Below are 16659 nucleotides of genomic sequence, written 5' to 3'. Positions count from 1 at the left end.
TAGAATTTTAAGCAATTACAAGGAATAAAATATAATGTTTGTAGATGATAAAATCTTAGAAAGATTGAAAAAAATAGCAACTCCTACACTGGCAAATGCATTAGACGATTTTGGTTTTCAGGGTGTTATGAATGATTTGTCTCCAGCTGGTCCGGGTATGACCGTTGTGGGAAGAGCTGTAACAGTTCAGGAAATTACAGGTCCATTTGGAAGTTTTTCCACAAGTGACTTTAAAGTAGGTCATATGATTGATGCCGCTGGCTCAGGAGAGGTTATAGTAGTTGCAAATGATGGAGCGCAAGTTTCGACATGGGGAGGGATGGCTTCGTATGCTGCAAAATTAAAGGGTATTGGCGGCCTTGTTGTTGACGGTGGAATTCGTGATAGGGAGGAGATAGTAGAGTTTTCTTTTCCTGCATTTTCTAAGCACATGGTTCCTACACCAGGCAAAACAAGAATAAAGGTTCTTTCTATTAATGAACCAATAGTATGTGCCGGTGTAAGGGTGAGGAAAGGTGATGTTATAGTTGCAGACGGAACTGGTGTCTTATGCCTCCCGGCTGAGCATGCTGAAGAAATAACAATAGCGTCTGAAAAATTTTCTGCTGACGACAAGCAAGCAATGAATGAGATGGATAAGGGTTTAACTTTTACTGAAGCTCTTAAAAAATTTTCAAAGATTTAACATTATGAGTTTTTTAGAGCCTTTAAAGCTCTTTTAAAAAAATCATCTTGACCAAAATTACCTGATTTAAGTGTAACGAAAACAGGCTTGTTACCGATTGAATGTGGCGACCAAAGTGCTGGAACCCCATGAGCAATTTCTTTGCCTATTTTTAGTTCTTGGATCCCGAGACCTTTTATAATAGCCCCCGAGGTTTCACCACCAGCAGATATAAAAGTTCCAAAGTTATCTTTCACAAGTCTTTTTGATAATACTTCAAAGAAATTTTCAATCTTATTTGCTAAAATTTCTTGTCCATATTGTTTTTGTTTTTCTGATACAACTTTAGTGTCTGAAGATGAGTAAACAAGAGGAGAGAGGGTTTCATTATCCTTAATCCATGATAAAACTTTTTCAATTAAGTCTTCACTATTAATTACCTCGTCAGGAGAAATATAAAAAGATGGATTATTCTTTTTATATATATCAATTTGATTTATTGTTGTAACTGAACATGATCCCGATAAAATAACTGCATTAGAATTATTTTCAGGAATCTGAAAATTAGATACAGACAATAAGCCTCTATCTTTATAAATTTTTGGTAATCCAAGAGCAATACCAGATCCTCCAGTTAGAAACGGTAGATCTTTTACGCCATTACAAATAATATTAAAATCCTCATTTTTGATTGTGTCAATAATTGCATATTTATATCCATTGGTTTTTAAACCTTCAATTTTTTCTTTTACGCTTTCTGTTCCTTTTGAAATATCTTGAGTGTTTATTAGTCCAACTTTATTTTTGGTTTGATAATCAAGCCATCTTACTAAATTATGATCTGTCATTGGAGTTAGAGGATGATTTTCCATTCCTGATTCATTCAATGGTTTTCCATTTACGAACATATGTCCAAAATAAACTGTTCGTCCAGCATCAGGAAAGGATGGGCAGGCAATAGTAAAATCTGTATTTAATGCTTCCATAATTGCGTCAGTTACTGGCCCTATATTTCCTTCTTTTGTAGAATCAAATGTTGAGCAATATTTAAAAATAAATTGTTCACATCCGCAATCTCTTAGCCATGAAAGAGCCTCTAAGCTCTCTTTTATTGCGTCTTTAATTGGTATAGTTCTAGTTTTAAGAGCGATTACAGCAGCATCAGTTAGCTCTTTTTTTGTTTCCTCTGGAAGAAGAGTGGGAACACCTGCATACATTGAAACCTGCATCCCTGATTTTTTTAAATTATTTGCAATGTCAGATGAGCCAGTAAAATCATCGCCTATTATTCCTAATTTCATGAATTGCTCTTTTTTCTATAACGCTTGTTTTTCTAATTGGGTTACTATTTTTTCTTTAACCCAAGGAGTTACTTCTTCATTGAATGCTAGATAATGTTTGCTATTAAGGTGAACATCAAAAGCTTTTTTATTAGTATAAGTTTCATACAAAAAAATTATATTTTTGTTATTGGGGTCATGGCAGACATCAAATTCGTGACAATCTTTTTCAAGTTCAAGAGAATCTCTGGCTTGTTGTAGAATCCTTACTTTAAACTTTTCTGTATCTTTTTCATGAATTACAAATTTTACAGTTATCACAAACATTATTTAATTTTACTCCTATTAGGTTAATGCTTTATTTTGAATGCCTTTATCTTTTAACAATGTAATCAATTTATCAGTTACGGATTTTGTGCCCATGTCGCCTCCAAACTCCATTGGTCTTAATTCATTTCGTTCAAAGCCTTCTTCAATTGCTGTTTCTATTAGTTTTGAACCATCAGATGCACTTTTACAATTTTGTTTGTCTGATAAATAGTCAAGCATCAAAGTAGAACTAAGAATGGTGGCTAATGGATTTGCTTTATCTTTTCCCATTATGTCTGGAGCGCTCCCATGGGCAGGTTGAAATAGGCCATGGTTATCACCAATTTCTGCACATGAAGCCATCCCCATACCACCAACTAACCCGCCTCCAAGGTCAGATAGTATATCGCCAAACATATTCTCCATTACCATGACGTCATATTCCCAAGGATTTCTAATTAGGTTTAATGCCATTGCATCAACATAACAATGCTCTGATTTAATATCCTTGAAACTATGCTTTCTTTCATCAAATATTTTTCTGAACAAGGCTTGAGAGCGAAAAACATTTGCTTTGTCAACGCAAGTAACTTTGCCTAACTTTCCTTTACTTTTTCTTTGTCTAGCCAATCTAAATGCAAAATCATGTAGCTTTTCAGTGGTCTTTCTAGTAATCCGCATAATATCTTGAACTTCGTCATTGTTATCTACTGGACATCTGTTATGCACAGCTGCCGTATAAAACAATCCTTCTGTAGACTTCTCTCAATATAACTAAATCAATCTTACTTGCTAATTCATTACTTAGTCTGTTTACAATGTTTGGGTAGGCCTTAACTGGTCTAACACCAGCATATAATCCAAACATTTCTCTAAATCTGAGGTGTGGGCACACTTCTGTTCCATCTTTGTGTCTAACAGTTGGTAATCCAATTGCCCCAAGAAAAATACTATCTGCATTACTGATTTTATCTTCGCCGCCTGGTTCTACATCACATCCTTCTCTAGCAAAATACTCTGCGCCAGCATTTATTATTTCCCAGTTACATTTAAATCCACCAATGATCTCAGAAGATAGATCAATAATTGATGTTGCAGATTTAATTATATCTTCACCTATTCCGTCACCTGGAACAGTTGCTATTTGAAAGTGATTCATTTTAATCAATAAAACCTTATATAATTCTATTTGACATTAATATTGAAAACTTAGTTTTACAATATTTAACTTCTGTTGCTTTATAATAAATAAGGAAAATAGTATGTGGATGACTTAAGTCAATCTTGGGAGATATAGCTTGAATTCATCCACATGTTTTAATTAATAATGACAATGAATATCAATGTTAATCATTTTAATAATATTAATTTTAGTAACTATTATCATTTGCAATTTTAATCAATTAATTCAATGACTTATTATAAAAAACAATATATTAAAATTATAGAAAGGAATTTGTTTTTTGTTCAGCTTATTTAATAAAAAAAAATCTATTGTTGATTTAAAAGATTATGAAATTTTATCTTTAGCTATATGTGCTTTAGAAGAGGATCTAAAATATTATGATAATTATGTTTCAAATTTTATATTAGATTATCCAGAAACTTCTAAGTTATTCAAGAAAATGTCTAACACTAAAAATGAATTTAGACTTAAGTTAATAAATTTATACAAAAAAAAATTTTCTCATATAATGAATATTAGTGATACTAATCAAATTTCTAATTTTTATAAACGTAAACCATTTTGGTTAGTTAAATTCAATTCCATTGAAGAAGTTCGTTCTGAAGTTCTTAAAATAGAAAATATTTCAGCTGATTATTTTTATATTGCTGCAAAAAATTCAAAAGACATTGGCTGTAGGCATTTGTTAGGTGATTTAGCAAAAATAACTAGAGATCTAAGAGATAAGGCAAACGTAATTTTAGCAAAAATTGAAAATACTAAAAGTGCCAAAGATGAAATTGTTAAAGATAAACGTCAATTCATATTAACTTGGGTTCAGCCAGGTTTGGCAGGGTTAATGGATGGTTCTGTCTCTACATTAGCTCCAATCTTTGCAACTGCATTTGCAACTAAAGACAGTCATACAACATTACTCGTTGGCCTTGCTGCCTCAATCGGAGCAGGTATATCTATGGGTTTTACGGAAGCAGTTCATGATGATGGAGTGATATCAGGAAGAGGGTCTCCTGTTAAAAGAGGATTTGCCTCTGGTGTAATGACTACTATTGGTGGGTTAGGTCATGCTTTGCCGTATTTAATTACAGATTTTTATATTGCTACAGTCATTGCAATGTTTTTTGTTATTGTTGAATTATGGGCAATAGCTTGGATACAGGCTAAATATATGAAAATTAAGTTTACCAAAGCAGTGTTTCAAGTCGTTTTTGGCGGGTCATTAGTACTTGGAGCTGGAATATTAATAGGAGGGGGGTAAAAAAACATTGACAATGATAATAGTTATGATAATGATTATGAGAATGATTCTTATTATTAAGTAAATTTGAGGCTGTTATTATGAAAAAATTAAAATCGTTAGTATTCTGTTTTGTTAACTTAATGTTTTGTCTATCTATATTGTTTTTTGGTTTACAACGTGCCAGTGCAAAAGAACTAAATATTTACTCTTATAGAAGTCCAGCGCTATTAGAGCCATTTACTAAGCAATATGAAAAAGAATTTAATGTAAAGTTTAATATACTTCACGCCAAAAAAGGTCTTGCACAAAGACTAAAACTTGAAGGAAAAAATTCACCTGCAGATATTATTTTAACAGTAGATATTTCAAGATTATCAGAGCTTGCTGATATGGATCTAGTAAAACAAATAGACTCAAAAATAATCAATAATAATGTGCCAAAACATTTAAGAGACATAAATAAAAAATGGGTAAGTTTATCAACAAGAGCAAGGATAATTGGTGTTTCCAATAAAAGAGTTAATAAAAATGATATACTTAACATAGAGGATTTAGCCAATCCAAAGTATAAAGGTAAAATTTGTACAAGGATTGGAAGTCACCCATATAATAGGGCATTGTTGGCATCAATTGTTGCACATAGTGGAGAAACTAAAGCTACGGCATGGGCAGAAGGACTTGTATCTAATTTTGCAAGAAAACCAAAAGGAAATGATAGAGCTCAAGCTAAGGCTATTTTTTCTGGTGAGTGTGATATCGTATTAATGAATACCTATTATTTTGCTCTAATGAAATTTAATAATAAAAAACCAGAACAAAAAAAGTGGGCAAAAGCCACGGATGTTATTTTTTATAATCAAGGTGGAAGAGGTCAGCACATAAATGTATCTGGAGGAGCGATTGCAAAATATTCAAAAAATAACGAAGAAGCAATCCGATTTTTAGAATGGATGACTCAGCCTAAAGCTCAAAAAATTTATTCAGCAGTGAATTTTGAGTATCCAGTAAACCCTAAAGTGAAGCTAAGTGGTAAAATTATGGAGTGGGGAACATTTAAGGCTGATAATTTATCTATTAGTGAAATAGCAAAAAACTCTAAAAAGGCGCAAATGATTATTGATAAAGTTGGATGGTAACTATAGCAAATATAATATTTCCAAAAATGAATTACCTAAAAATCCTTTTGAATAAAAAAAAGGTGCAAGCATAATCTTTTTTAAGTTAAAATTATTGATAAAATAATTATAATGTTTAAGCGCCTTATATCTAAACCTCGGTGCCATTAGCATATGAAAAGGTGTCAGAGCAAATAGAATGAATAACACATGCCCATTCTTCAGGAGTTCCAAAACGCTTTATTGGAATTTTTTTGAAGCAGCATCACAAAAGCCCTTGCAACTTCAGATAAGAATAATAATTTTAACGGTGTTTCTCATTATGTGTTTCTTAATTGATAATGATTATTATGATAGAACATAAATTTAAAATGTTCAAAATATCAAATAAACCTAATTTTTAATTTTTTTACCAAATAGTTCTAAACGATGATCAACTAATTCATAACCCATTTTAAGAGCAACTTGTCTTTTCATTTCTTCTAATTCTTCATTTTGAAATTCTATTATTTCACCTGATTCAATATCGATTAAATGTTCATGGTGCTCACCCGCCTCTTCATACCTGGCGCGACCGTCTCCAATATCTAATCTTTCAATTATTCCTGATTCTTCAAATAGTTTAATCGTACGATAAACCGTAGCAATAGAAATGGATCTATCTTTTGAAACAGCTCTTCTATATAATTCATCTACGTCGGGATGATCTTCAGAATCTTCTATAACTTCTAGTATGACCTTTCTTGGTAAAGTCATTCTTAAGCCATTTTTTATACACTTATCATATAGTTCAGCCATATTTTATCTCTAATTCAAATTATAAATATTCTAATGTAATAAAATATTTAAAACAATTAAATTGTTTTTTTAGACATGAGATTGTTTATGAATAAAATAGGTATTAGCCCTATTAATACAATAATAAGAGCTGCCGCTGATGCTCTTCCAAGCATTTCGTCACTGGCAAATTGATAAACATAAGTGGCTAAGGTTTCAAAATTTAAGGGCCTTAAAAGTAGAGTTATCGGTAATTCTTTTACAATATCTACAAATGTGAGTATGGCAGCAGTTAAGATTGATGGTTTTATCAGCGGAAATAAAACTTTTTTTAAACTATACCAAAAAGAATTTCCTAGAGTTAAGCTTGCTTCAACCATATTGGGAGGTAATCTATTGATACCACTATTAATTGCGCCAAAAGCTACAGCATTAAATCTGCAAACATATGTAAATATTAAAATATAAAATGAACCAATTAATACCAAATTTTGATTTATATTTAGAAACAATAATAAAGCATTTATTGATGTTTCTAGGGATGATACGAAAAAAAGGGCTCCAAGCGCTAAAATTACTCCTGGAAAAGCATAACCTATACCAGCTATGGTGGACAAAAAACTCAACCCTTTAAAACCATGAAATTTTAGTCCTATTGTTAGTAAAATTGTCGTTAAAATAATTATTACAGTTGCTACAAAGCTAATAAAAAAGGAATTCTTTGTAATTAAAATTAAATTATGTAAATTTTGAATGTCAAAATAACTAATTGAATTTTCAAATAAAATTAATACTGGAATAATGAAGCCAAAAATAATAGGGATGATGCATATAAAAAAAATAAAAATATTATGGTGAATTGATATTTTTTGATTAAGTCCATTGTATCCTCTGATTTTAGTGTCATTAAACTTTTGTTTTTTTCTCGCAGATAATTCAAAGGCCAATAATATCATGATAAAGAAAAATCCAATTAAAGCTAGTTGTGATGCGCCAGCTAAATTATTCATACCAAGCCAAAGATTAAAGATTCCTAAAGTTATTGTTTCTACTGCAAAAAAATCAACTGTACCAAAATCTGAAACAGTTTCCATAAGTACTAAAGACAAACCGGCAATTATAGCAGGTTTGGCTAGTGGAAGCGCTACATAATAAAATTGATTTTTTCCATTCAATTCAGCTAATTCAAATAAAGAAGAAGGTGTCGATTTAAAAGCTACTTTTGTAATTAAGTATATGTATGGATATAATACAAAAGATATAACAAATATAGCTCCTCCTAATGATCTAATTTCTGGAAAAAAATAATCATTTGGTGAATCAAAATTAAATAATTCTCTAATACTTGTTTGTAAAAAACCACTATATTCAAAAAAATCTGTATAACAATAAGCAACAATATACGACGGTAAAGCTAGAGGTAGAAGTAAAGCCCATTCAATTACATTTCTCATAAAAAAATCATATTTACAAATTAACCATGCAAGGCTTACCCCAATAAAAAAAGTTGTAAACCCAACTCCGAGCATCAGAATGAAAGTATTATACAGATAAAATTTTAATCTAGTTTTGAAAAGATGTTCCCACAAAGAAAAGGTGTTTTCAAAACTAGAAAATATAATTGAAATTATTGGAGAGAGAAGAAGAAAAATAATTGCTATACATAACAATTTCAAATAAGAAGATGAAACAAAGGTAGAAATTTTTGAAAACAAAACCATGATAATAATTTTTACAAATTAATTTATTTAAATAATTAAATATTAAATTTTATATCACCTTTTTTTTGGATTTAATATTAAATTTAATATTTAAAAGAGGTTTTAATGTATAAAATAGCAGTAATTCCAGGTGATGGAATAGGGTCTGAAGTCATAAATAGTGGTGTTGAAGTTTTAAAAGCGTTATCAAAAACTGCTGACAATCTTCCAATGGAGTTTACTGAATTCGATTGGGGATCTGATTATTATAGAAAACATGGTATTATGATGCCACAAGATGGCGTAGAATTGCTTAAAGATTATAACTCAATATATTTTGGATCAGCAGGGGATCCAGATGTTCCTGACCATGTAACTTTATGGGGTTTAAGGTTAAAAATATGTCAAGGTCTTGATCAATACGCTAATTTAAGACCAGTAAAATTACTTCCTGGAATATCTTCACCTTTAAAAAACATTGAAAACAAAGATATTGATTGGAGTTTTATCAGAGAAAACTCTGAAGGTGAATACTCTGGAATTGGAGGTAGAAGTCATAAAGGTTATAGTCATGACACAGCAATGGATATCACTCTTTTTACAAGACAAGGAGTTGAAAGAATTCAAAGGTTCGCTTTTGAAATAGCTAGGTCTAGACCAAGAAAGCTTTTAACATTGGTTACTAAATCTAATGCTCAAAGGCACGGTATGGTCATGTGGGACGAGATTTTTGAAGAAATATCGCAAGATTATAGAGATATAACAACTGATAAAATGCTTGTGGATGCTATGACTACTAGAATGGTTTTGGATCCTCAAAGTATAGATACTGTTGTAGCATCTAATCTACATGCTGATATTTTAACAGATCTGGCAGCATCTTTATCTGGTTCAATGGGTATAGCGCCTACTGGTAATCTAGACCCTGAAAAAAGACATCCATCAATGTTTGAACCAATCCATGGTTCAGCTTTTGATATTATGGGTCAGGGGATTGCCAATCCCATTGGATCATACTGGTCAGCTGTAATGATGTTAGAAAATTTGGGAGAACTTAAAGCTTCACAAAGATTAATGTCAGCAATTGAAAAACTTACTTCTGATAAAAAAATACTTCCAAAGGACCTTGGCGGAAAAAGCTCTACAAAGGAAGTAACAAAAGCAATGATTAATATTATTTCAGGCAAAAATAAGTAATTAATATTTATAGGATTGAATTATGGAAAATAGCTATGTAAGTCATTTAGAATGTTCAATAACTGGGAAGAAATATGAAGCTAATAAAATTCATGGTTTATCTGAAGCAGGAAGACCCTTATTAGTTAGATATAATCTAGAAAAATTAAAAAATGAAATATCTAGGGAAGAGATATCTAATTCTAAAGTTGATGGACTTTGGAGGTATTCACCGCTTTTGCCAGTAGCTGATCCCAAAAATAGAATTTCCCTTGGAGAAACAATAACTCCTTTAATTAAATTAAATAGATCTGTAAATTACTCGAACAGTGATAAGGGCCAGGTTTTAATAAAAGATGAAGGAAGATTACCTACAGGATCTTTTAAAGCTAGAGGTCTATGTTTAGCTGTATCAATGGCAAAACAATTCAAATTAAATCATTTAGCTATTCCAACCAATGGAAATGCTGGAGCAGCTATGGCAGCATATGCTTCATGCGCTGGAATAAGATCAACTGTTTTTTGCCCTGATGATACTCCTGATATAAATATTAGGGAGATACAGTCTCTTGGTGCAGAGACTTATTTAGTTAATGGTCTTATCAATGACTGTGGCAAAATAGTAGGGGATGGAAAAGAAAAAGTTGGTTGGTTTGATGTATCTACTCTTAAAGAACCTTACAGGATTGAAGGTAAAAAAACCATGGGTCTTGAACTTGCAGAACAGCTTAGTTGGAAATTACCAGATGTTATTTTCTATCCAACTGGAGGGGGAACTGGTCTAATTGGTATGTGGAAAGCTTTTTTAGAGTTAAAAGAACTTGGTTGGATCAAAGGAAAATTACCTAAAATGGTTGCAGTTCAGGCTAAGGGTTGCTCGCCTATTGTTAAGGCTTGGAAAAATGGTGATGAACATGCTCCAGTTTGGCAAAATGCCTTCACCAAAGCTGCTGGGATAAGGGTGCCAGTTGCAGTAGGAGATTTTTTAATTATAAGAGCTGTCCGAGAAAGTAATGGATTTGCTATTGCTGTTTCTGATGAGGATATAATGGAGACAAGAGATAGGGTTGCATCAGTTGAGGGATGTTTTTTATGTCCCGAGGGCGCGGCAACGATGAGTGCTTATGAACAAGCTATGTCTTCAAAATTAATTACACCCAATGACAAGGTTGTTCTATTTAACTGCGCCACTGGATTAAAGTATCCTTTACCAGAAGTTACTAATATGATTAATAAAAATAAAAAAATAAATTACACTAAATTTATATAGTCAATTTCTTGTTGTAATTGCAAAAACTTTGAAATAAATTCCAAAAACTATAGGATCTAATTTTTTTTTGTCTAAATATGCATTAAACTCATTTTTTAAATCTTCCAAAAATTTCTTTTTCCCTTGACTGCCGTCAAAACTTTCAAGAGTTTTCTGACTAATTAATTTATAAACAATTTTTCTTAAATCAACGTCATAATCAGTAAGATAATCTGTTAATTTTTCTCCTTCGTATGAGGATATAGATAAATCAAAACTTATAAAAGATTTAGATTTATTGATGTTAGTCCAAAAGCTTTTGTTAGAGTTTTCACCCATACCTCCAATATCTACATATGTTAGGGTTGGTACAATCACTTTACCATCAGCGCCAATAACTTTAACTATCTCTTTTTCATCAGGTTCTATTCTTCCTAGTTTAACAGCCTCTTTTTTAGCAACATCATAAATATCAATATTTTCTTTCACTATTTTATCTTCCGTTAAAATATTTTTTGTTACATAAAAAAATAGAAAAGTTAGTAAAGATGAAATAATAGCAAATAAATAAACATAAAAACTTTTAATATTCATTATTTTATTTTTTATTATTTGTACTTTATTTGCCATTTAAATTACTTTAGTGCTAAAAATTAAACTTTATTTACCAAGAGACTTATATACACTTAATTCTAACCAATGTTTTTCAGCTAGTGCATTAGCATCTCCAATTCTAAGCGATAATCCTCTAATTATTGCTGCTAACACAGGATCTGCATTATTCATTTTTTCTTTAACTGTTTTTTCATCTATAACCTTTATTAGAGAATTAGTAATAGCTATAGCGGTAACAGTTCTAGGAGTTTCAATTATGTGTCCAACTTCTCCAAAAATTTCACCTGTTTCTAATATTCCCAACTGCAATCCGTGCTTAGACTCAATTCTAACTTTGCCACTATGTATCAAGAATATAAACTCAGCCGGATCATTATGAGAATAAATTATTTCACCAGCTTTGAATGTTTTAGTTTCTAATTTATTTTTTTTCATAAAATTTATTCCTAATAAACATATAATGTATTCTAAAAAGTTGAATAAACAAATTCTAAAATTTATCTTTCACATCTCATATAACCTGATAATGTAATAAAATTAATAACAAATGAAAAGGAGGTGATCTGATGTCTAGTGTTTTTTATGAAAATTATTTTCACAGTAATAAAAATTTATCAGAGCTACCTTTGATGATTTCTTCCTGTAAAGGTTTATAATTTTCAATCAAATACGAAACAGGGTCTTTTTAGACCCTGTTTTTTTTTATATCATTTGAAATCATTTGTTTAAAAACATCTGTTAATACTGATCTTTCTTTAATTCTTTTTGAAGTGTTTTTTCTTTTAATAGTAATATCTCCGTGTAAGTTAATTTTAGCCTCTTCAAAATCATCAAAGTTTTTTAAAGTTATATTTAATTCTTCAATTAATTTATCCTCAACCTGCTTAAACTTATTCATTCTTTATTACTCTTTTTTATTAGATTATTAGTTATTACGACATAACTAAACATAATTTAATATAAGTCGTATAATTAGTATGTCTAAATTATTAAATAATATTACATCACAAATTAAAGAAAACTCAGTTGAAGAGAATCTATTTGTTAAAAACATTATTGTTAATAAAAATAAAATTGATAATACTGATAGTATATATATTCCAACTGAGAAGTGGGTTATGCAGTTGGGGAAAAGACTAGAGCTTAATTTTTAACTTTTCCAAATGGAATGATGTTTTCTTCAACATTTTTTTCATTATAAATTTTATCTAATTTGCCATTTAAAACATATTTTTGAACAAAAGATCCAAATTTTTCAAAATCATTTTTAGCATTGCCGTCACTCTTCTTTTCCCAGGCTTCACTTCTTCCGTTATAGAAGTGTCTAACACTGGCTAAATCTCTCAAGGCTGGGCCAATCACAACATCGTGATTTTTAAGTCGTTCTGCCATTAATGAGAAATCTTTTTGACCAAAGGGTATTTTGTTTGGACAAACTACAAGATGTGGTAGTGACTTTGCATATCTTGCTTTTACCTTATCCATACTTCTTATAAAATTTTCTGTAGGTAAAAGGTCTGCATTGCTAAGTGTAGTTGGAATTAATACACAATATCCTTCAGCAACTAAATTCCATAGCCTTTGAGAACTTCCAGCGGGTGTGTCAACTATAACAACATGACCTGTTTTAAATTCATTTTGCTTAATAAATTGTTGAACTAAAGAAATGTTTGTGTTTTCAAAAGCGGGAGTAATTGGAAGAAATTCTACATTAATTTCGGGATTGCTAACGGTTAAGAATTCAGTAGCAGTTCTTTGTAAGTCAGTATCAATGACTGTAATATTTTGTGGCGGCATTAGTTTAGCTAAGGATCGTGCAAGCATAATAGAAAGTGTACTTTTACCGACGCCACCTTTTACATTAGCAACAAATATTGACTTTGCAGGCTCATTATTTTTGTCATTTACCATCATTTTCCCTTTTATCTAAAAGTTTTTTAAGTTTTTAATAACAGTTATTGTTTTATCTAACATTTCACTTTCTTTGGACATAGTTTTTATTTTTTCTTCAGTTTGGTGCTTTTTAGATTGGAATTTAGCCTCAATAATTTTTAATTGGTTTTTTAATAAAGTTTTATCATTCTCTAATTTTTCCAATTTTGCAATAATCGAATTAACTTCATTTATATCATTAAGGAAATTCTCTTCTTTTAAATGTTCTGACAAAACTTTTGCTTCTGGTTCAATGTGGTTGTATTCTACCTCGTTTTGATCAATAGTATCCAAAAGTAAATCCTTCGATTTTACTTTTTTCCAGTTACCATCTCTTCTTAAAATATTTATTTCATAATCTTCCATATTTAGATATTAATTCAAATAATTGGATTTGCCTATAAATAATTGAAATTATTAAATTTTTTTTTATACATATACAACATATAGTGGTTTTGTTACTTTGTGAGTTTATATATAGGATATATTTTAAGTCTTCATTGGTTCTCTTGTTTACATTTAAATGACTTTTGGCATATCGCAGATGGTTGAAAAACAGTTACATCTTTTCCTTTTTTTTGTCTTTTATATACACATTTATAACCATCTTTTTCACCATCTTTAATATTTAATAATGTTTCTTTAAGACGACACTTTTCATATTTCGTGTATTCTTTTGAAAGAGTTTTAGATTGACCGTAAATCTTCCCTTTTGCAAATGAATGAAACGGGGAAAAAAATAAACTCATTGTTACTGTTAAAAAGAATATTAACTTAGTTTTTTTTAACATATGAAATTTTTCCATTTATTCGTCTTTACCAGGTAGATAAGCTTGTCCTTGAACAGCTTTAGCTCCTACTTCTTCAAAGAAAGTTGAGTTACTTTTAATAAAAGTTTCAATTTTATCCTTAATAATTTTTTCAGCATCCTCGGAATTCTTTGCATCAATTTCTATTAGGCCGTCAATCAACCAATGAACTTTATGTTTCAATTACACCTCCTCTAACTATTAATCTGCTTGAATAATTTAATTGATAAGGTTTGAGCTTTAAGTAAATCTTCTTGATCAAGTTTGTTTAAAAACTCGTTTCTTTTAATTTTTGCCGTCTTAATACCAACTGCAACTGCTATATTATACCATGTATAAGCATTAATTATATCAGGTGGATCTAAATAGCTCTCATAGAATTTAGCAATTTGAATTATTGCTCGCTTATCTTTAATGAGAGCTCTTTTTTCAAAAAATAATTTTAGTCTATTCTTGACATCATCTGTTTGTTTCTCTGTTAAATAATTATTTAATTTTTCAACGATGTTTTGGGAGCTCTTCATTCCACCAAGCAATGCTGAAGAAGCCCAAAGGTAGGAATTCTCAAAATCTTGAGGAGTTATATCTCCAGTAAATAAAATTTTTGAGTATAGTAATTGCGCATCAATATTATTCTGCAATGATAGTGCCTTAAGCTGTTCAACCCCTTCATTAAATTTTTTTTGCTGAAGGAGTTCATAAACATTATCAATTTCTTTTTTGGAGACGTCTGAAAAAGCGATAGAATAACTAAAAAAATAGAAATTAATTAATGAAAAACATAAGATAAACTTTATAAATATAAATATTTTTTTTATACAGCAAGGCAAGTCTATCTTCCTGCTATCATAACTAGTTGCAGTTGCACAACTCTAACTTTAAAAGTGGAATTAGGTTTTTTTTCATAAACTATAATTTTAGGACGATCTGAGTTTGGTTTTTGAAATTCTAAAATCATATCGTCAGGTAAATGAACACCATTTTCATCCAAAACAGATTTTGGATCTGATTTGAAGCTATCTTTAAAATTTTTATCAATCCAAATTCTAGCTAAAACTCTGCCTAAAATATCAGGCAGGAATTTCTTTACATCGTCTCTGTTTTTTAAAAACAAATCCTTATCTACAAGCTCAAGGGCATGTTTAATTTCGTTAGGATTTAATTTTATGGGTAAATTTGATTTTTTTTCATCAACTTTTACTAAATCAGTGCTTTTAGATGATGATCTCATTTTTTAAAAACCTTTATTATCTAATAAATACCATAATATCTTTACTAATACGTTATTATTATCACTTTGTTTACCCAAATTCAATATATGTAAATGTAATGGCATAAAATTTGCTCAATAATTGTATTACAGGAGATCACAAATGTTATCAATTTTAAAAAGTGCTTTGAATGCTAATTCAAAAGAGATGGGCATTGTATCAAATAATATTGCAAACGCGAACAGTACAGGTTTCAAAAAAAGTTCAACTAATTTTGAACATATTTATTCTGCTAATCATGCCTCAGATCCAGATGCATTTTCTGGTCAAGGAGTAAATATAAGTGATCCTCGAATTCAAATGAGCCAAGGGGCTCTTCAGGCAACAGGAGGTGCTCTAGATTTAGCAGTTACTGGTCAAGGTTTCTTTACAGTTGTTCAAGGCAACCAAATTGAAACACCTTTCTTTACCAGAGATGGTTCATTTAATATAACAGCTGATGGGCAAGTTGTAACAAATGACGGTTTAAAAGTTATGGGCTATAATGGGGATCAAACGATTGGCGGTTTAGTAAATTTAGTAATACCTACAACAAAAACCAATTTAGACAATACTGTTTCTATTATCACTAATGTTAATGTAAATTCAAAAGGAAAGATCACAGCTACATATGGTTTAGATGATGAAGTAGTGGTAGGTAGTTTTGGTCTTGCCGCATTTACTAACGAACCAGGTTTAAATCCTGTAGGTAATAACCGTTATCAGCAAAATACTAAATCTGGACCAGCTGCGTATGGTGTTGCTATGGACAATCAATTTGGAAAAATTGAAGCAGGGCACATAGAAAGAGCTAATGTCGATATAACTAGTGAAATGGTTACTATGTTAAAAACACAACAAGCCTTTTCAGGTGTGTCAAGGCTTCTGCAGACTGAAGTTGATATGACTAAAAGATTAATTGATGGTTAAATTTGTAGCTAATTTTTCTAACTAGACTATTTATATCATATACTTCACAAAAGTGGCATGTAAAATTTGTATTCTAATATTTCAGAAGTAAGCTCTTTATCTAAAAATAATATCCCATTTTTATTAATATTTAGCTTATCTTTTATGACTAACTCTAACCTTGCTGGTCGTTCGTTTTTATTAGAAAATTGAAATTGAAAATTTTTAAAAAAACTATCTTTTACTTTAATTGAACCAGACATTACTGCTCTTTCAAGTTGAATAGTAATTTTATTTGTGAAATGACTTGTTTCATTAACTATCATTAAATTACAAGTGCCTCTGGCAATGTTCAATAGACTGCATGTTAAATAGTAGCAATGAATTTCATGTAAGCTGTCATAGTGTGAGTCTACAGTTTTAATTAACATTTCAAGTTTTTGCATTATGA

General features: G+C 30.4%; 23 protein-coding genes. 7 read left to right on the top strand and 16 right to left on the bottom strand.

Going from position 1 to position 16659, the window contains the following annotated elements; translation table 11 throughout:
- Positions 1-34: 34 nt before the first annotated feature.
- Complete coding sequence (locus ABXT66_RS08165; protein WP_443643006.1) at positions 35-685, top strand: RraA family protein; 651 nt, start codon at positions 35-37, stop codon at positions 683-685.
- Positions 686-687: 2 nt separating this feature from the next.
- On the opposite strand, the gene otnK is transcribed toward ABXT66_RS08165, so the two are convergent.
- Genes otnK through ABXT66_RS08145 form a run of 4 tightly spaced genes read right to left on the bottom strand, consistent with a single transcriptional unit; the run spans position 688 to position 3412 of the window.
- The gene (gene otnK / locus ABXT66_RS08160; RefSeq protein WP_443643005.1) at positions 688-1965 is read right to left on the bottom strand and encodes a 3-oxo-tetronate kinase; all 1278 of its coding nucleotides are present in this window, start codon (positions 1963-1965) and stop codon (positions 688-690) included.
- A 15-nt stretch (positions 1966-1980) separates the two neighbouring features.
- Positions 1981-2271: a putative quinol monooxygenase gene (locus ABXT66_RS08155; RefSeq protein ID WP_443643004.1), complete on the bottom strand. Its 291-nt coding sequence runs from the start codon at positions 2269-2271 to the stop codon at positions 1981-1983.
- A gap of 18 nt (positions 2272-2289) precedes the next feature.
- Positions 2290-3000 (bottom strand): isocitrate/isopropylmalate family dehydrogenase, encoded by a 711-nt coding sequence (locus tag ABXT66_RS08150; protein WP_443643003.1) that lies wholly within the window; start codon positions 2998-3000, stop codon positions 2290-2292.
- Positions 2975-3412 carry an isocitrate/isopropylmalate family dehydrogenase gene (locus ABXT66_RS08145; protein WP_443643002.1) on the bottom strand — a complete coding sequence of 146 codons (438 nt, stop codon included), beginning with the start codon at positions 3410-3412 and terminating at the stop codon, positions 2975-2977. The genes ABXT66_RS08150 and ABXT66_RS08145 overlap by 26 nt, the downstream gene beginning before the upstream one ends.
- Before the next feature lie 304 nt (positions 3413-3716).
- Between ABXT66_RS08145 and ABXT66_RS08140 the strand changes: the two genes are divergently transcribed.
- Together ABXT66_RS08140 and ABXT66_RS08135 are read left to right on the top strand one after the other, a co-directional pair.
- On the top strand, positions 3717-4694 hold the full coding sequence (locus tag ABXT66_RS08140) for a VIT1/CCC1 transporter family protein (RefSeq protein WP_443643001.1): 978 nt from the start codon (positions 3717-3719) through the stop codon (positions 4692-4694).
- 80 nt (positions 4695-4774) lie between these two features.
- Positions 4775-5812 (top strand): extracellular solute-binding protein, encoded by a 1038-nt coding sequence (locus tag ABXT66_RS08135; protein WP_443643000.1) that lies wholly within the window; start codon positions 4775-4777, stop codon positions 5810-5812.
- 372 nt (positions 5813-6184) lie between these two features.
- Here ABXT66_RS08135 and ABXT66_RS08130 read toward each other — a convergent pair whose 3' ends face one another.
- Entirely contained in the window at positions 6185-6589 is a 405-nt protein-coding gene (locus tag ABXT66_RS08130; RefSeq protein ID WP_443642999.1) for a Fur family transcriptional regulator, read from the bottom strand.
- A gap of 56 nt (positions 6590-6645) precedes the next feature.
- A complete protein-coding gene (locus ABXT66_RS08125; RefSeq protein WP_443642998.1) occupies positions 6646-8289 on the bottom strand; it encodes an ABC transporter permease in 1644 nt (547 codons plus the stop codon).
- Positions 8290-8394: 105 nt separating this feature from the next.
- On the opposite strand from ABXT66_RS08125, the gene ABXT66_RS08120 reads away from it, so the two are divergent.
- Both ABXT66_RS08120 and ABXT66_RS08115 read left to right on the top strand, forming a co-directional pair.
- Positions 8395-9465: a tartrate dehydrogenase gene (locus tag ABXT66_RS08120; RefSeq protein ID WP_443642997.1), complete on the top strand. Its 1071-nt coding sequence runs from the start codon at positions 8395-8397 to the stop codon at positions 9463-9465.
- A 22-nt stretch (positions 9466-9487) separates the two neighbouring features.
- Positions 9488-10714, top strand: coding sequence for a threonine synthase (locus ABXT66_RS08115; RefSeq protein ID WP_443642996.1), 1227 nt, complete (start codon positions 9488-9490; stop codon positions 10712-10714).
- Here the strand turns inward: ABXT66_RS08115 and ABXT66_RS08110 are convergent, their stop codons facing one another.
- The 3 genes from ABXT66_RS08110 to ABXT66_RS08100 all read right to left on the bottom strand — a co-directional run bounded on the left by ABXT66_RS08110 (position 10715) and on the right by ABXT66_RS08100 (position 12206).
- Positions 10715-11323 carry a flagellar basal body-associated FliL family protein gene (locus ABXT66_RS08110; protein ID WP_443642995.1) on the bottom strand — a complete coding sequence of 203 codons (609 nt, stop codon included), beginning with the start codon at positions 11321-11323 and terminating at the stop codon, positions 10715-10717. It lies immediately after the preceding gene.
- 30 nt (positions 11324-11353) lie between these two features.
- A complete protein-coding gene (locus ABXT66_RS08105; RefSeq protein ID WP_443642994.1) occupies positions 11354-11743 on the bottom strand; it encodes a cyclic nucleotide-binding domain-containing protein in 390 nt (129 codons plus the stop codon).
- 250 nt (positions 11744-11993) lie between these two features.
- The gene (locus ABXT66_RS08100) at positions 11994-12206 is read right to left on the bottom strand and encodes a hypothetical protein (RefSeq protein WP_443642993.1); all 213 of its coding nucleotides are present in this window, start codon (positions 12204-12206) and stop codon (positions 11994-11996) included.
- Positions 12207-12285: 79 nt separating this feature from the next.
- Between ABXT66_RS08100 and ABXT66_RS08095 the strand changes: the two genes are divergently transcribed.
- A complete protein-coding gene (locus ABXT66_RS08095; RefSeq protein ID WP_443642992.1) occupies positions 12286-12462 on the top strand; it encodes a hypothetical protein in 177 nt (58 codons plus the stop codon).
- Here ABXT66_RS08095 and ABXT66_RS08090 read toward each other — a convergent pair.
- The 6 genes from ABXT66_RS08090 to ABXT66_RS08065 form a co-directional block, all read right to left on the bottom strand.
- On the bottom strand, positions 12452-13219 hold the full coding sequence (locus ABXT66_RS08090; protein WP_443642991.1) for a ParA family protein: 768 nt from the start codon (positions 13217-13219) through the stop codon (positions 12452-12454). The genes ABXT66_RS08095 and ABXT66_RS08090 overlap by 11 nt on opposite strands.
- Before the next feature lie 15 nt (positions 13220-13234).
- Positions 13235-13606 (bottom strand): hypothetical protein, encoded by a 372-nt coding sequence (locus ABXT66_RS08085; protein ID WP_443642990.1) that lies wholly within the window; start codon positions 13604-13606, stop codon positions 13235-13237.
- 131 nt (positions 13607-13737) lie between these two features.
- The gene (locus ABXT66_RS08080; protein WP_443642989.1) at positions 13738-14046 is read right to left on the bottom strand and encodes a hypothetical protein; all 309 of its coding nucleotides are present in this window, start codon (positions 14044-14046) and stop codon (positions 13738-13740) included.
- Positions 14047-14232 (bottom strand): hypothetical protein, encoded by a 186-nt coding sequence (locus ABXT66_RS08075; protein WP_443642988.1) that lies wholly within the window; start codon positions 14230-14232, stop codon positions 14047-14049.
- An 11-nt stretch (positions 14233-14243) separates the two neighbouring features.
- Positions 14244-14690 (bottom strand): hypothetical protein, encoded by a 447-nt coding sequence (locus tag ABXT66_RS08070; protein ID WP_443642987.1) that lies wholly within the window; start codon positions 14688-14690, stop codon positions 14244-14246.
- A gap of 191 nt (positions 14691-14881) precedes the next feature.
- Entirely contained in the window at positions 14882-15280 is a 399-nt protein-coding gene (locus tag ABXT66_RS08065; protein WP_443642986.1) for a hypothetical protein, read from the bottom strand.
- A 142-nt stretch (positions 15281-15422) separates the two neighbouring features.
- Between ABXT66_RS08065 and ABXT66_RS08060 the strand changes: the two genes are divergently transcribed.
- A complete protein-coding gene (locus tag ABXT66_RS08060; RefSeq protein WP_443642985.1) occupies positions 15423-16229 on the top strand; it encodes a flagellar hook basal-body protein in 807 nt (268 codons plus the stop codon).
- A gap of 44 nt (positions 16230-16273) precedes the next feature.
- Here the strand turns inward: ABXT66_RS08060 and ABXT66_RS08055 are convergent, their stop codons facing one another.
- Positions 16274-16654, bottom strand: coding sequence for a hypothetical protein (locus ABXT66_RS08055; RefSeq protein WP_443642984.1), 381 nt, complete (start codon positions 16652-16654; stop codon positions 16274-16276).
- Between the last annotated feature and the right edge of the window lie 5 nt (positions 16655-16659).

Source organism: Candidatus Levibacter sp. Uisw_134_01, assembly GCF_047717795.1.
Taxonomy (GTDB): Bacteria; Pseudomonadota; Alphaproteobacteria; order Puniceispirillales; family Marisalimonadaceae; genus Marisalimonas.
The sequence above is the reverse complement of the archived record's forward strand: the minus strand, read 5'-3'. Positions and strand labels throughout refer to the sequence as shown.

Coding starts and splice junctions, on each gene's coding strand:
- ABXT66_RS08165 (WP_443643006.1), top strand. CDS start 35: ATGTTTGTAGATGATAAAATCTTAGAAAGATTGAAAAAAATAGCAACT.
- otnK (WP_443643005.1), bottom strand. CDS start 1,965: ATGAAATTAGGAATAATAGGCGATGATTTTACTGGCTCATCTGACATT.
- ABXT66_RS08155 (WP_443643004.1), bottom strand. CDS start 2,271: ATGTTTGTGATAACTGTAAAATTTGTAATTCATGAAAAAGATACAGAA.
- ABXT66_RS08145 (WP_443643002.1), bottom strand. CDS start 3,412: ATGAATCACTTTCAAATAGCAACTGTTCCAGGTGACGGAATAGGTGAA.
- ABXT66_RS08135 (WP_443643000.1), top strand. CDS start 4,775: ATGAAAAAATTAAAATCGTTAGTATTCTGTTTTGTTAACTTAATGTTT.
- ABXT66_RS08130 (WP_443642999.1), bottom strand. CDS start 6,589: ATGGCTGAACTATATGATAAGTGTATAAAAAATGGCTTAAGAATGACT.
- ABXT66_RS08125 (WP_443642998.1), bottom strand. CDS start 8,289: ATGGTTTTGTTTTCAAAAATTTCTACCTTTGTTTCATCTTCTTATTTG.
- ABXT66_RS08120 (WP_443642997.1), top strand. CDS start 8,395: ATGTATAAAATAGCAGTAATTCCAGGTGATGGAATAGGGTCTGAAGTC.
- ABXT66_RS08115 (WP_443642996.1), top strand. CDS start 9,488: ATGGAAAATAGCTATGTAAGTCATTTAGAATGTTCAATAACTGGGAAG.
- ABXT66_RS08110 (WP_443642995.1), bottom strand. CDS start 11,323: ATGGCAAATAAAGTACAAATAATAAAAAATAAAATAATGAATATTAAA.
- ABXT66_RS08105 (WP_443642994.1), bottom strand. CDS start 11,743: ATGAAAAAAAATAAATTAGAAACTAAAACATTCAAAGCTGGTGAAATA.
- ABXT66_RS08100 (WP_443642993.1), bottom strand. CDS start 12,206: ATGAATAAGTTTAAGCAGGTTGAGGATAAATTAATTGAAGAATTAAAT.
- ABXT66_RS08095 (WP_443642992.1), top strand. CDS start 12,286: ATGTCTAAATTATTAAATAATATTACATCACAAATTAAAGAAAACTCA.
- ABXT66_RS08090 (WP_443642991.1), bottom strand. CDS start 13,219: ATGGTAAATGACAAAAATAATGAGCCTGCAAAGTCAATATTTGTTGCT.
- ABXT66_RS08085 (WP_443642990.1), bottom strand. CDS start 13,606: ATGGAAGATTATGAAATAAATATTTTAAGAAGAGATGGTAACTGGAAA.
- ABXT66_RS08080 (WP_443642989.1), bottom strand. CDS start 14,046: ATGGAAAAATTTCATATGTTAAAAAAAACTAAGTTAATATTCTTTTTA.
- ABXT66_RS08065 (WP_443642986.1), bottom strand. CDS start 15,280: ATGAGATCATCATCTAAAAGCACTGATTTAGTAAAAGTTGATGAAAAA.
- ABXT66_RS08060 (WP_443642985.1), top strand. CDS start 15,423: ATGTTATCAATTTTAAAAAGTGCTTTGAATGCTAATTCAAAAGAGATG.
- ABXT66_RS08055 (WP_443642984.1), bottom strand. CDS start 16,654: ATGCAAAAACTTGAAATGTTAATTAAAACTGTAGACTCACACTATGAC.